The 13,134-nt window shown below is 66.3% G+C and carries 13 protein-coding genes; 9 read left to right on the top strand and 4 right to left on the bottom strand.

Annotated features, from left to right (window positions below; genetic code table 11):
* Positions 1-29: 29 nt before the first annotated feature.
* Together AW270_RS12515 and AW270_RS12510 are read right to left on the bottom strand one after the other, a co-directional pair.
* Complete coding sequence (locus AW270_RS12515) at positions 30-302, bottom strand: hypothetical protein (protein WP_061294102.1); 273 nt, start codon at positions 300-302, stop codon at positions 30-32.
* Positions 303-442: 140 nt separating this feature from the next.
* Entirely contained in the window at positions 443-823 is a 381-nt protein-coding gene (locus AW270_RS12510; protein WP_061294100.1) for a hypothetical protein, read from the bottom strand.
* A 294-nt stretch (positions 824-1,117) separates the two neighbouring features.
* Between AW270_RS12510 and AW270_RS12505 the strand changes: the two genes are divergently transcribed.
* Positions 1,118-2,698, top strand: a complete 1,581-nt coding sequence (locus AW270_RS12505) for an NsdA family TPR-like regulatory protein (protein ID WP_157521891.1) — start codon at positions 1,118-1,120, stop codon at positions 2,696-2,698.
* Positions 2,699-2,704: 6 nt separating this feature from the next.
* Here AW270_RS12505 and AW270_RS12500 read toward each other — a convergent pair whose 3' ends face one another.
* Positions 2,705-3,271 (bottom strand): GNAT family N-acetyltransferase, encoded by a 567-nt coding sequence (locus AW270_RS12500; RefSeq protein ID WP_169807303.1) that lies wholly within the window; start codon positions 3,269-3,271, stop codon positions 2,705-2,707.
* 1,130 nt (positions 3,272-4,401) lie between these two features.
* Here AW270_RS12500 and AW270_RS39505 point away from each other — a divergent pair.
* From AW270_RS39505 to AW270_RS12460, 8 genes are all read left to right on the top strand, one after another.
* Entirely contained in the window at positions 4,402-5,127 is a 726-nt protein-coding gene (locus AW270_RS39505) for an AfsR/SARP family transcriptional regulator (protein ID WP_169807302.1), read from the top strand.
* A gap of 714 nt (positions 5,128-5,841) precedes the next feature.
* Positions 5,842-6,570, top strand: coding sequence for an ATP-binding protein (locus tag AW270_RS12490; protein WP_082801501.1), 729 nt, complete (start codon positions 5,842-5,844; stop codon positions 6,568-6,570).
* A 1,287-nt stretch (positions 6,571-7,857) separates the two neighbouring features.
* Positions 7,858-8,973, top strand: a complete 1,116-nt coding sequence (locus AW270_RS12485) for a helix-turn-helix domain-containing protein (protein ID WP_061294089.1) — start codon at positions 7,858-7,860, stop codon at positions 8,971-8,973.
* A gap of 124 nt (positions 8,974-9,097) precedes the next feature.
* Positions 9,098-10,102 (top strand): DUF932 domain-containing protein, encoded by a 1,005-nt coding sequence (locus AW270_RS12480; protein WP_061294087.1) that lies wholly within the window; start codon positions 9,098-9,100, stop codon positions 10,100-10,102.
* A gap of 92 nt (positions 10,103-10,194) precedes the next feature.
* The gene (locus AW270_RS12475; protein WP_061294085.1) at positions 10,195-10,566 is read left to right on the top strand and encodes a hypothetical protein; all 372 of its coding nucleotides are present in this window, start codon (positions 10,195-10,197) and stop codon (positions 10,564-10,566) included.
* A gap of 55 nt (positions 10,567-10,621) precedes the next feature.
* The gene (locus AW270_RS12470; RefSeq protein WP_061294083.1) at positions 10,622-11,194 is read left to right on the top strand and encodes a hypothetical protein; all 573 of its coding nucleotides are present in this window, start codon (positions 10,622-10,624) and stop codon (positions 11,192-11,194) included.
* Positions 11,191-11,727, top strand: a complete 537-nt coding sequence (locus AW270_RS12465; protein ID WP_157521889.1) for a hypothetical protein — start codon at positions 11,191-11,193, stop codon at positions 11,725-11,727. Before AW270_RS12470 ends, AW270_RS12465 begins: the two co-directional genes overlap by 4 nt.
* Positions 11,724-12,107, top strand: a complete 384-nt coding sequence (locus tag AW270_RS12460; RefSeq protein ID WP_061294079.1) for a hypothetical protein — start codon at positions 11,724-11,726, stop codon at positions 12,105-12,107. The genes AW270_RS12465 and AW270_RS12460 overlap by 4 nt, the downstream gene beginning before the upstream one ends.
* Before the next feature lie 73 nt (positions 12,108-12,180).
* Here the strand turns inward: AW270_RS12460 and AW270_RS12455 are convergent, their stop codons facing one another.
* The gene (locus tag AW270_RS12455; protein WP_169807300.1) at positions 12,181-12,990 is read right to left on the bottom strand and encodes a restriction system modified-DNA reader domain-containing protein; all 810 of its coding nucleotides are present in this window, start codon (positions 12,988-12,990) and stop codon (positions 12,181-12,183) included.
* Positions 12,991-13,134: the final 144 nt, after the last annotated feature.

Raw genomic sequence — 13,134 nt, 5'->3', positions numbered from 1 at the left:
GCACCGAGCGGGATGGCTTGGCGGCGGTCTCAGGGGCCCGACAGCCAGGCCCATTCCGCATCGGTCATCGGTGTCACCCCATCGTTGGTGGCACGCTCATCGATCCATTCGCGGTCAACGCGACCCAGCGCTGAGATGCACGCTCCGGCCAGCCGCTCACGCACCAGGCACGCCACGATCTCCGCAGTGGCCTCCAACACCCGCGCCATGGTGTCTTTGCACGCACTGCGGTCGGAGAAATCAGCCGAGACAGCACCGGTGCAACCGGCATCACCCGTGACGAGGACGTTCTGTGTGCTCATGGGTCCTTCTCGCTGTGAGCCAGGGCGAGATCGTGGGGAGAGTTGGGCGGCGCCTCACATTATTCGGGCCGTGAGACGCCGCCCGAGGACGAGGGCAATGGCCAACCCTCGCGCCTCGTGCGCGGCCGAGCTGCCCGCACCTATCTCCAGCTCGGCCACACTTCGGTTGACGCGGTGTGCCGGAGATTCACATCGCGTCGGAAGGCAAATGGGGGCGGCAGGACACCAGCCCGTATTAGGGCCATCTCCGCCTCGATCAGTGCGTTGCGCAGTTCCTCGGGCTTGCCGGCGGTGATGACGATCGGCTTGTCGACCGGCAGTTGCGCCAGGGCACAGAACTGGCGCTGCCAGGCGAGCCAGATCACCAACCAGCCGACGTGCTCGCGATCGAGCTCCGCAGCCTGTTGGCGTCCGGTGCAGCGATCGATGAGACGAGTTTCGCGAATGGTGCGTGATGAGCCCTGGTGATGGCTCCCCTGCGGCTGGCGGAAACGATCGACAACTCCTCGAAGCGTCCTCACCGCTGGTGCTCCTTGCGGAGGCCGGCGTGAGTGGTCGCGGCGGCGCCAGACGAGCTCGTGTTCATCGTTTCCTCCTCTCGCTCGACCCCTTCAGCAAAGACTGAATCCATGCCGAAGAACACGTCGTCGGAGCGCCGATATCCACCTCTGCAGTAGAGGGGAAATCGCATTGGCCGTGTCTTGTGCAGGAATCGGTGATCTGCCCGCCGAATCCTGTACGCCGTGGCGATGGCATGAGTGCGTCGGTAGCCTTGAAGAAACAGGTGCCGTCCGGATCGTGGGAAAGGTCGGCCGATGCCGCGCAAGCTGCGCAGCGTTAAACAACAGATGGACCATTTGTCCACTGAACTGCGGGACATGGGTTCGACCTGGGAAGAGGTCGCCGAGGTCTTTCGCGAACGCTGGAACCTCAACTCGCGGCAAGCTTTCCGGGAGGCGCACCGCTACACACAGATTCGAGTCACCGAGATATGGAACTCGCTGTGGCCTTCCGAGCCGTTGACCGTCCGAAGACTGGGCTCATGGGAAGCCTGGCCCGGACCGGCGGGCAACGAGCCGTCGCTCGGGGTGCTCAACAAGCTTGCGCGCATCTACCAATGTCGCGCATCGGATTTGGTCGACGGTGAAGACCACCGCCCTCCCGCTGGCGGGCAAGCGACGACGCTGTCCGCCAGGCCGTCACCCGAGCTGGCAGACGTCGGCTCTGTCACCGCCGCTCTGCCGTCCTGGTCCGCGCACATATTGCCTGGCCAAACTCTCGATGCCGAGTTCCAGCGGACCGTTCAGGCATTGGCACGATGGGCCATGAACTTCAACCGGCGAGATGTCCTGGGCCTGATCGGTGCGGCTGCCACCGCGGCTGCCGCTTCCCCGCTCACGGCACAGCTCGACCACGAGGAGCGTGAACGCGTCGGACGTGTGGTCGCCGATCCCTCGCGGCTGGACGAGGCGACGCTCGGCCACATCGAAGCTGTCCTGCACCACTGCCGGCGGCAGGAGGACGCTCTCGGACCGCTTCCGGTGCTGCAGACCGTCCTCGCCCAGCAACAGCTCGTGCGTTCGCTGCTGTCCCAGGCGGACATCCGGTTGCGACCTCGTCTGCTGTCGCTGCTGGCCAACATCAACAGGTCGATCGGCTGGATGCTCTTCAACCTTAACGATGGAGCCGGTGCGGACTATTACTACGGCCAGGCCCGCGCGGCGGCCCACGAGGCCGATGACGACGCCATGTGCTCCTTCGTCCTCGCCAACTGGTCGCAGTTGGCGACCTGGCAGGGTGACGCCAGGCTCGGCGTGGAACACGCTCTTGGCGCGCTCGCCTGGGGCCGACGAGCCAAGAGCAAGGTCCTGGTCTCGTACGCCTCCGACGTCGGAGCCAGGGCGCACGCGATCGTGGCCCGCCGTTCGGCCAAGGGCAGTCGTCGTTCTGATCACACGCAATGTATGAAGTCGCTTGATCGCGCCCAACGAGACCTGGCCGCAAAGGCGGGGGACGACGGCGGCCTCGGGTTGCTGCACTTCTACGATCACGGGCTGCATATGTCTACCAGGACGCTGTGCCTCCTCGACTTGGGAGAGGCGGACCAGGCGCTGCCGCTCGCCCAAGCGAGTGTCGACGACATCGATCCGCGCTTCAGCCGCAATCTCGCCTTCGCCCATCTCGACCTGGCTCGGGCTCTGGCCGAATCGAAGAGTTCAAGAGATCCGGAAACAGCGTGCGTTCATCTCCAGAAGGCCGTTGATCTGGCCCTGGTCAACACTTCTCCCCGCCTGACGCGCTCGGTGGTTCAAACGCGGGCGCTGCTCAGCCCCTGGCAACGGACCAAGGCAGTGGCTGAACTCGATGACCGGATGAGGGCGTCTGGATTGGTGTGACGTCCCTCATCTTCCGATCATCGGCATCTGTTCCAAGACCATGATGTCGAACGATGGCGACGGGATCGGGGGGTCCATGACTTCATAGCCGACCTTTCGCCAGCCCAGACGCTGGTAGAAAGCCTTCGTTTCGGTCGCTGTGGGCCGGACGGCCAGAGTCGCACGCTCGGCGCCCGACCTGCTCAACAACTCGTCATGGACCAGACGGCCGATGCTCCGGTTCCTCCAGTCGGGGAGGACTCCGAAGTCGATGATCGCGAAGGTTCTGTCTCCGGTCTCGGCAGTGAACGCCTCTTCGAGCGGTTCCTCCAGGCCGTTCCACCACTGGCTGCCTGAGGCCAGGAGGTAGCCGTATCCGAACCCCACGTACTCGGCGCCAGCCCGCGCGAGAGTCAGTAGGAAGCCGGGACGATCGACCAGCTTTGGAAAGTACGCCTGCTGGTCGGCGAAACCCGCCTCGCTCGTGTTGAAGGGCGGCAGGCGAAAGACCTGCCGGTAAAGCCCGCTGACCACGGGGCCGAGTGGAAGCGCGAAACTCCCCGAAATCGTCTGAGTCGCGACATCGGCTGTCACGCCGCCGAGCATAGTCCGAAGCTGATCTCCGGGTGATGGTCGGGAGAGTAGCGGGGGTACTCCGCCGTCAAGGGGGAGCGTAGTCGCCCCGCCAGCGAGAGAGCGCCTGCGGTCGACTAGCGGTTTTGGTAAATGCATTCAATTCCAATGTCTGGAACCGGGAAAGTGAGTGATAAGCCGGAGGGTGACGTAACCAACCCCTCCGGAGGTGCGTAATGAATCAAAAGAAAGGCAGAATGGCGAAGTTTGGGAAGCTAGCCCTATTTCCGCTGGTTGGAGCCCTCGTCTATGTGTCTAGTGGGGGATATTCGGTAGCTTGGGCGAAGGCGGAACCTTACTGTCCCTCTGTATCGAAGCAGGCGCGGCAGCTCTACGACATCCGTAAATGGTGCGCGGCTGTCAACAAAGACATCAAACAGGGCCGCGTTCCCGACCTGCTTGGCCGGTTGGAGGAGTCCAGGCGGCATCCGGTGCGCCAATCCGCCGCTCGGCCGGCCGATACGCGAGAGCGATCGAACGCTGGCAAGACAAGCTCGGAGCCCGATTCTGACGACGACCGGACCGGTGAAGCACTTCGGAAGGAGCAGGGTCTGGCACCTGGTGAGAGGCAAGAGTGGCCACTCGATCCGGTCATAGCCGTTTTGGAGCCTGCCGCGATCGAGAGAGAAGGACGTCGCAAGGAGAAGGACCGAACCGGCTCCCGCGACGATTCTCCGTCAGTTCGTCCTATTCCGGCCCCTGCCCCGTCCCCTGAAATCGGATCCGGCGACGGAGCCCAGGAATCAGGCGAGGCGATTACCGGACCGGTTGCCGGAGGCCAGCGCGGTCGGGCGACGCCGACCCTCGAGGGAGCAGTCTTCGTTCTCGTTGTGATGGTGCTCTCCGTGGTGGCGATCCGTCAGCGCCGCCTCCATGGTGCTGGCAGTGCTTCTGTCGGAGTCGTTGACCTTGGCTCCGACGGGGACGACCGGCTTGGTGCCCCTCTTGAGGCGGCACCCACTACGGAGGCGACGGGTGCTCAACTTCCAGAGCCGATTGTCCTGCCGGTCACCGAGGACGCGCCTAGTGAGTCTCCTGGAATGGCGGTGCCACCGGCCACGATCGACGTCGCCGGTGCTGGTTCCCACAGGGTGAAGGTCGACGTCCTGGGGCCCGTGCATGTGGCGGTTTCGGGGAAGGAAGTGGCCTTCGGCCGTGCTGAGGGGCGGGATCTGTTCGCCCTGCTGGCGATGTCCAGGGAAGGCGAAGCGACACAGACGGTCATCGACACCTTGTGGCCTGATGAAGGCGAGCGGGGTGGCCGACGACTGGAGTCGGCGATCCGTGATGTCAACGCGACCATGCGGCACGCGACTGGCCTCGCGGCCGAGGTGCGGTTCGTCGTGAAGTCGGGTGTACGGCGCCGTCTGTCCGTGGCCTACTTCGATGTGGACTGGTGGCGGTTCGAGGACGCGTACCGGCAGGCGAGCTCCGCTGCCGACGATGCCGCACGGGTGGAGGCTCTGCGGCTCATGGTCGGCCTCTACCAGGGGGCGCTCCTGGACGGGCGGGACGATCTCTGGTGTGCCGCGCCTCGGCAGGCCGCCATGACTCAGGCGGTGAACGCCGCAGCCCGCCTGGCGGAGCTTGAGCGGAAGACCGACCCTGACAGGGCACTGGACGTTCTGACGCATGCGGTGGAACGGATCGATCGGTACAGCGAACTGCTGTGGTGCCAGCTCATGACAACCCAAGGCGAACTTGGCCGGCTCCCGGCGGTCCGCCGGTCGTTCGACCAGCTCACCGAGCGACTGGCGGAGATCGATGCTAAGCCGAGTGCCCAAGCCCGGCAGATCTTCCAGAGATTCCTGAACTGAGGAAACCGTCTGCGGAGCGGTGGGGCCCTGGCGACAACGCGAGGGCCCCATCTGCTTTCTCAAGAAGTACGCCGCGCTCCTGGACGGGGTATTGGGCGACGTTCGCAGGTGGGACGAGACGCGCGGGGTGAGTCCGATAGATCGCCGCCAGCAGGCGGATCGCGAAGATCGGCGGCCGTCGCCCGGATTCCGGCCAAGCCTCGTAGTCGTACAGGCGGCTTTCGCGTAGCCCGCATCTGCTCGGGTCCCGTTGAGAGAAAGCGGCGACGACTTCTCCCGCAGTGAGTCCCGCGGCGTAGCGGTAGAGACGTAGGGGAGTGACGGCGTGATCGAGGCTGAGTACGACGGCGATCTGGTCGACGCTGAAGCCGTGCTGGCGTAGGAGACGGCCTCGGCGACGGCAGTCAAGTAGCGCCTGGTAGCCCTTCGTGGACGACATGATCACGTCCTTTCTACGGTTGCGCCCCGGTGATCGGGTGGGATGGCCGGTGCACGGTAGGGCGGCTCGGGCGAGAGGCTCAAGCTCCGGATCGGGGATGTCGACGGGCCGCATTCCGGGGATCGCCACCGAATGGGCGTTCTGTTTTCGCAGGTCAGATCTGTTTCCGGAACGATCTGACGGTCGCGGCCATTGGGGATGTGATTCGGGCGGGGAGGTGGTTGACCGTGCTGGTCACGCCCGGAACGGCCGGGACGGCACGGAGGTGACCAACGGTGAATCACGACCCGAATGACCGGCGGCGAACCGAACAGTCCACTCAGGACGGCGACCGCGCGAGCCACCACCCGGAGCGACGCCAGCCGGAAGAAGTGTTCCCGGACCCTCTGCCGGGGCGGGTCATCGCGAGCATCCGACCCACTCGTGTGCAGGGTGGACTGCTCTGGCGACGGGTGTTCGCTGGCCGTGGAGACCAGGCCGCACCGGCGCGTCGTTTCGTCAAGCAGGCGTTCGTGGACACCGAGCGGGCCGACGACGCGGAGTGGATCGCGGCCGAGCTGGTCAGCAACGCCCTGTCCCACACCCGCTCGGGCGACCCCGGAGGCCATTTCGTGGTTGAGGTGCGGCGGGCAGGCCACCAGGCCAGGGTTGTCGTGTATGACCTCGGAGGCTATGGGACCCCTCGGCTCGTTCCTCCGGTCGGGGGCGAGCTGGATGAGAACGGGCACGGGCTGCCGGGAGTCTCGGCGCTGGCGGCCAAGGTCGGCGCGAGCGGGGACCCGATCAGCGGACATGCGGTCTGGGCCGACCTCGATCTGAACGAGCAGGCCGAGACGGTCCAGGAGGTCAGGCTGGAGCAGCCCGGCCGGATGCCGGAGCAGGACGCTGACCGCCCGGCCCCGTCTCCGCTGGGTCGTGAGCCTGAGGCGCCGGCTGATCTCGGTCTGCCGAGCAGGGACGGAGAGCTTGTGGACCCTCCGAGGGCCCTGCGGGAGGCGTCCTGACCGACGACGCGGACCAGGCGTCCGCGCATGGACAGGAGCCATGGGCTCAGAAAGAACTGGCGTCTCTCCGTGGGGAATGGCGGGACTGGGCGTTCCTAGTGGTGGGATATCGCCGATGGATCGCGCTACGCGGGATGACGTCCTTCATAACGGCGTCAGGACCTGGCGAAATGCGAGAAGCGCTTGCGCTGGTCGCCGATTCGGATTCCCCTGCCGCTGACGAAGCGCAGCCTGATCTAGGCGGCGAGATGGCCATGTCGTACGAGGCGAATTCGCTGGATGACCCCGAAGGCACGGGCATTTCGAGCGATGCGGGGGAGGCGGCTCCGTCCGCGCTGAGAACGGAGCTGGACCTATGGGCAGTGGAGGAGGAAACGCGGTGGTGGTCGCTCTCCTGGTGGCGGTCACGTCGACGTGACCGTAGGTCCAACTCGTATGAGTATGCGGATCGTCCTGAACTACTCACACAGGCCGCTTAGAAAAGGCCGGTCTGGCCCATGGCCCCGGTCGGTCGTCCGGGCATCGATATAACGCCCTCAGGTGGGCGTCTACCAGGGTTGGGGCCCACCCGGCGGATCGGGTGGGCCCATATGAAGCGTGTTGCTTTCGCTGGTCCAACTAGGCGAGCTCTGCGTTACTCGGCGTTCCGGTCGGTGTTGCCTTTTGTGGTAGCCGTCGCTGTAGCGGCTGAGACCGACTCGCTGGTTAAGCGAGGATTTTGCAGGTCAGGCCGGTTTCGCGAGGTGCGACGGGCGCCCCGACTCGCCTGTGGCGAGGTTTGAAATATGTGCGCGGCTTCCGTTGTGGTGCGGTCCTCAATCCATCTGGCGGTGGTTCCCGCCGTTGAAGCCTGCTGCTTCTCGGCCGACTGCGCTCCTCGCCGGCCAGGCGGCCGACTGGCGAGGCCGGCGCAGCAGCAGGGCAGCCCGATAGAGAAGCTCGCCTGTCTCGAAAGCCGGGCGAGAAGGTGCGACTCCCCGATGCCGCCGAGAAATCTTACGAGATGTTCCTCTTTAGAATTGGACAATGTGGAGTCGTTCGCCGTCGTTCGGTTAATCGTGAACGACCTGCTCTGGCGGCACAAGTCAAGCATTTCTGCTTGGCCTTTAGTGAGATGTTCGAGCAGCTCATCAAGGATCTGATTAGGTAAGCCTCTCCAGCCGTCGCGGCAAAAAGAAATATCGTGGATTCGCTTGCATTGAATGACGACGCGAGACATGGTCGAGCTCCAAACGAAAACGCACCGGGCGAACGGCCGGAACGCGTAACCGGAAAGGGGCCTTATCAATGACCATTCACGCCGACGAAATCAACGTGACGGAGAACGTGACCACCGAGCTGGACGCCGCCAGCGCCGATGTTCCGGCCACCGACGGCGCGAACGCCCGTCAGGAGGCCGTGTGGGCGGCCCTGGTGACCAACGAGGGCGCTACCGCTACGGAGATCGCGATGGCGGCCAACGTCGGCCGCCCCGCCGCGAGCAAGATCCTGAACGCGTTGGAAGCTGACGGGCGGGCGGTCCGGACGCCTGGCGGCCACAGTGGGCCGGGTAAGGGCCGGACGCCCGACCGTTGGCACCCGGTCACTGACATCTCGGAGAACATCGACGAACCCGCCGAGAACACGGACGAGCAGCCGGACCTCGCCGACGACATCGAGGGCGCACCCGAGCCCGATGCTGACGCGACCTCTGAGCTCAGCGTTGTTGACGACAGCGCCGAGGGGGCCGACGAGGAGGAGCCTGCCCACCTCGACGAGGACGAGGAGACGCCCGAGCCGGAGGCCATGCCCGATTCGCCGGACGAGCCCTCGTCCGAACAGGAGTCCGACTCGGAGACGGGCTCGGACGAGACGCCCGACGACGGGACGCCCGACGACGAGACGCCCGACGACGAGACGCCTGGCGAGGACGCCGAGGACGTGGAGGAGGCCGAGGAACTGGCGGCCGTTGAGGACCCGGCGTGGACGCAGGCGCGGCGCGAACTGTTGGAGTTGGCCGACCTGATCATCGGGACCGTCACCGCCAAGGACGGCAACGACGACGCGATCACGGCCCTGGGCCGGTTGGAGATGGCCATGGCCAAGGCGTCTCAGGTGCACCGCAACGCCCGCGCGGTGCTGACCGGCACCACCACCGCCCCCGCCCGCGCGGTGGCGCGGCCTGCCAGCGGCGGCGGGACCGGGGGCGGTGTCCGGCCGGGCGCGTTGCGGGATCGCGTGTTGGGCCACCTTACGGAGCACCCCGACAAGGAGTTCACGCCGTACGAGATCGGACGAGTTCTCGACGCCTCGTCCGGTGCCGTTGCCAACGCCCTCGACCGGCTGGTCGCCCTCGGACAGGCCCAGCTCACCTGCGAGCGACCCCGCCGATTCGGCCTCGCGGCCACCGCCACCGCCGCGTAATCGCACCGGGCGGGCGGGCCGCTGCGGGCCCGCCCGCCCGGTGCCCCACGACACCTCCCCCCTTCGAACTGACGACGCCGGGTTTCCCATCCGGTCCACATCGCCACTACCTGGAGGTACTGTCATGGCCCACGAAATCGAGATTTTCGCCAACGGTTCGGCTGGTTTCGCCGCCGCAGGGAAGCCTGGCTGGCACGGCCTCGGCTACACCGCGCCCGGCCCGATGACCGCCGAGGAACTCCTGACCAACGCCCAGCTCGCCGGGTGGAACGTCCGGAAGCTCGCCGTCGGCGCGACGACCGACCCCGTCACCGGTCAGCCCGTCACCACCGACGAGGACTTCCTGGTCATCCGGACGAACCCCGTCACGGGGGAGCCGGAGCGACTGGGCATGGTGGGCAAGGATTACAAGATCGTGCAGAACGAGGACGTCACCGACTTCCTCCAGACGCTCGTGGACGAGTCAGGCGCGATCTTCGACACCGGCGGCTCGCTGAATGGCGGACGCCGGGTGTTCATCACCATGCGCCTGCCGGAGCCGCTCATGGTCGGTGGGTTCGATCAGATCGACCTATACCTGGCCGCGTTCTCCCGGCATGACGGCATGGGGGCGTTCACCACGGTTGCGACCCCGGTCCGTGTGGTCTGTGCCAACACCGAACGCGCCGCCATGCGCAACAACGCCGCCAAGTTCGCCGTTCGGCACACGGGCAATGTCGGTGGGCGTATCGCCGAGGCTCGGGACGCGCTGCGGCTGACCTGGCGGCACGGCGAGGCGTTCGCCGCCGAGGCCGAGAAGCTCCTCGCGGTCCCGATGGACCTCAAGGAGTTCCCCCAGTTCGCGGCGGTCCTGCACCCCTTGGCCTCCGACGCCAAAGACCTCACCCGCAAGAACCACGACCTGACCATGCGAGAGCTGGAGTGGCTGTTCGCCGAAGCCCCGACCCAGGAGCCGATCCGTAACACGCGGTGGGCCGCCTACAACGCGGTCACCGAGCGGCTCGACCACAAGAGCCCCGTCATCGGCACCAGCGACGTCAAGGCCGTCCGCGCCGAGCGCGCCCTCCTCGACGACCACGCCAACAACAAGATCAAGAACCGCGCCTTCCACCTGCTGACGACCGGCTGACGCCACCGCCCGCACGGGTCCACCGGCTGACCGTGAGGCCGGTGGACCCCACCCCACCAACCCTCTTTCACCACCGCTTAAGGAGAGATCACATGACGCTGATGGAAGACCTCGCCAAGGACCACCACATCCAGGCCTCCTTCGAATGGGCCGAGGCGAGCCGCAAGGTCGCGGATGCCCTGGCCGAGGGCGAAGACGTCCGCGCAATCCAGCTGAACCGTCTGGTCGTCGCCCAGTGCACCTACCGCTGGTGGCGCGAGGTGGTGAGCCGAATCGACGAGGAGGGACTCAGCGGAATTGAGGCCATCCTGCGGACGCGCGGTGAGGCCGAGCGCAGCCTGCTTCGCCCCCGGGGGACCAACCGGGGCGAGCTGTTCTCCCAGGCCATGGGCCAGGCCAGCCGTCAGGCGGCGCAGCAGTTCCTTGAGACCGCCCAGAAGCTGGTCGGCATCGTCGCCGTGTAGTCGGCAGCCCTCGCCCTACCTCTCCTATACCTGCCAAGCAGAAAGGACACCTCCTGTGGAATCCGGAGAACCCCGGGACGGCACCTCCGAGACGCCGCGCGAGGCGATCAACGACCCGGACACCCACCCGCAGGTCTGGCTCGACCGGCGGACGCGCGCGACGATCGACGAGGCCCGGCGTGCGTCCTACGCGTCAGCCGCCCAAGCGTGCACCGTCCTCCAGCGCGGTTCGCGAATGTCGTCTGAAGTGCTGTTCGCCGCCACCCACGCCCAGAAGTTGGAGGCCTGGTGGGTGCTGGTGGACGACCAACTCGCTGTCAACAGCGTGGGAACCGATCTGGCGTTGCGCCGGGTACGCGCCAGGGCCCGTCGGTGGATCACCGCCGAGCCCGCCTCGGGCGAACCCGGCACCCTCTTCGACCACGCCCTCGCCCACGCGGCCCGCACCGCCGCCCGAGACTTCCTCCACACCACCGGCCGACTGCTCGTCGAACACGGCAAGCGGCTCGATCACGTGGTCGGTGAGGAGGAACTGGACGATGAGGAGCCGCCCTCGCGTGGCCGCCGCCCCGGTTCCGTCACCGGAGACCCAGACGCCCAGAACAGCGACCCGACGCGAAGGACGTGAACACCATGACCGAGCCCTTGGCAGAAGAAAGCCCCGATCCGGTCGCCGCGCCTGGGCGGGTTCTCGGCCCGCATCCCGTGGTCACCACGGCCGAGCGCGCGATGACCATTCACAAGAACGCCGCGCATGATCTGGCCCAGCGGATCAGTTCGGGACAGCGAATCACCGCCCGCCACCTCGTCACCGGGGCGAGAGCACAGACCCTGCGGGACTGGTGGAGCACGATCGCCCGAAACGGCAGGGAGGAGGGTCTGGACGCCGTCCAGGTTCTGGTGCGGTACTCCCGGTGGATCGGCACATACCTGGTGATTGACCGCCCTACTCCGCCCCAGTCCGGCGACGAAACTGCCTCAGACCCGGCCCGTGCCGAGGACGAACTCGCGCTGATGCACATCGAGTACGGCCTTGCCCTTCTGATGCGCTCCGCGGCCCGCGAGTTCCTCGAGACGGCATCCGTTTTCCTGCCTCGAGCTACCGGGGCTCGCCGTCGATCAGATGACCGAGGGCTGCTTGACGGTCAGGAGGCGGAGTGAACATCGGAGGTCGGGCGGACATCGGAGATGAGGGCGCGGACGTTGAGGGGTTCCAGATGCTGTCCTGGCGCTGGAACGTCTCGAAGGCGAAGCAGATCACGGCAGGAAGAAGGCCGGCCGCGATCATCACCGTCTCCGAGTGGATGGGGATGCTTCGGATGGTCGAGATCGACCAGGAACACGCCGTGGGCGTGGACCTGACCGATCCGCTGCTCGCGATACCGGTGCCTAGTGGAGGCGTCCTGATCATCGACGGATGGCACCGCCTCTACAAGGCGGCCGACACCGGAACGGAGACCCTCCGCGCCCATCTGCTGAGCGAGGAGGAAGAACGCACCTGCCGTACACACGGCGGTGAGACAGGCCCCGGCTGGCAGTAGCCCCGGCCCGGTGGCGCAGGTGGTTTGCCCCGGTCACACGCTTCTGGCGTGCGACCGGGGCACATCTCCTGCACTACCAGTCCTGTCGCTCGAACTCGCCGCGAACCGAGGCGAGATCACGGATTCCCTGATCCGTCTCGATCCCCCAGAAGCGCCAGCCGTTGACGTGGTACCCGGTCACCGCGCGGCCCGCTGCGGACGGTGCGTCATAGACCGAGTCGTCGTACCTAATCCGGCCGTCGCCACAGAGCGTGGCTTCGGCGAGGTGGGATCGAGAAGTCGATTGAAGTCTCGTCTCGGGGCGGAGCAGGCCGGCGTTCATGAGGTCGAGCATGGTGACCTGCGGGCGAGACTTCGCCTCCTGACCACGATCTGAGTCGAAAGCGGGCGACGGGGAGGGGAACGTGTGTGATCTCTCCGGTACGGATGCCACACGCCCGGTCTTGACCCGTGATCGGCGGGTTGGCGTAGGCGACGTGAGGGGGTGGCCGATGAGGTGCAGGGCGCTCAAGATCGGCGGGAGGAACTCGTTCATGCTGAGCTGGTCGTCCAAGTGCATGGTGTGGTCCTGCGGCCGATTCCCATTGTTCAGCTGGACGAGTTCGGCCTGCGCGAAGACGTCATAGAGACGTCCTTCGAGCCACCCGACCTGGCTGGTGTGGAAGGGGTCCTCGGTGTCCCTGCGAACGAGCAGTGCACGGTACCAGTGGTCACGGTTGCGGAGATGGCTGACGAGCCGCTTGCTCAGCGTGCTCGGCGCCGCCTTCCCGACGTAAGCGCCCCAGGTTCCCTCGGGGGTGGGGCGGTCGAGAAGGATGTACACGCCGGGGGCGTCCCAGGCCTCGTGAAGTTGTTTGGTGTGCGACCGTTCGACGACGGCCATGCGCAGTACGGAGTGCTCCGAACGGACCTCGACCGGCCCGTCGAGTGCCTGCGGGATGCTCACTCGGAACGGGGAGATGCCGGAAGGCCGCCAGTCCATTCGGGTCTCCTCTGATCTTGAAGGCCGTGAAAGCTCCCCGGAGAG

This window comes from Herbidospora cretacea (assembly GCF_001570605.1).
GTDB classification, from domain to species: domain Bacteria; phylum Actinomycetota; class Actinomycetes; order Streptosporangiales; family Streptosporangiaceae; genus Herbidospora; species Herbidospora cretacea.
This window is presented reverse-complemented; position numbering and strand designations above follow the sequence as displayed.

Bases quoted from the DNA above. Each gene is read 5' to 3' on its own strand.
- AW270_RS12480 (WP_061294087.1), top strand. From the start codon at position 9,098: ATGGCCCACGAAATCGAGATTTTCGCCAACGGTTCGGCTGGTTTCGCC.
- AW270_RS12505 (WP_157521891.1), top strand. From the start codon at position 1,118: ATGCCGCGCAAGCTGCGCAGCGTTAAACAACAGATGGACCATTTGTCC.
- AW270_RS12475 (WP_061294085.1), top strand. From the start codon at position 10,195: ATGACGCTGATGGAAGACCTCGCCAAGGACCACCACATCCAGGCCTCC.
- AW270_RS12515 (WP_061294102.1), bottom strand. From the start codon at position 302: ATGAGCACACAGAACGTCCTCGTCACGGGTGATGCCGGTTGCACCGGT.
- AW270_RS12455 (WP_169807300.1), bottom strand. From the start codon at position 12,990: ATGGCCGTCGTCGAACGGTCGCACACCAAACAACTTCACGAGGCCTGG.
- AW270_RS12485 (WP_061294089.1), top strand. From the start codon at position 7,858: ATGACCATTCACGCCGACGAAATCAACGTGACGGAGAACGTGACCACC.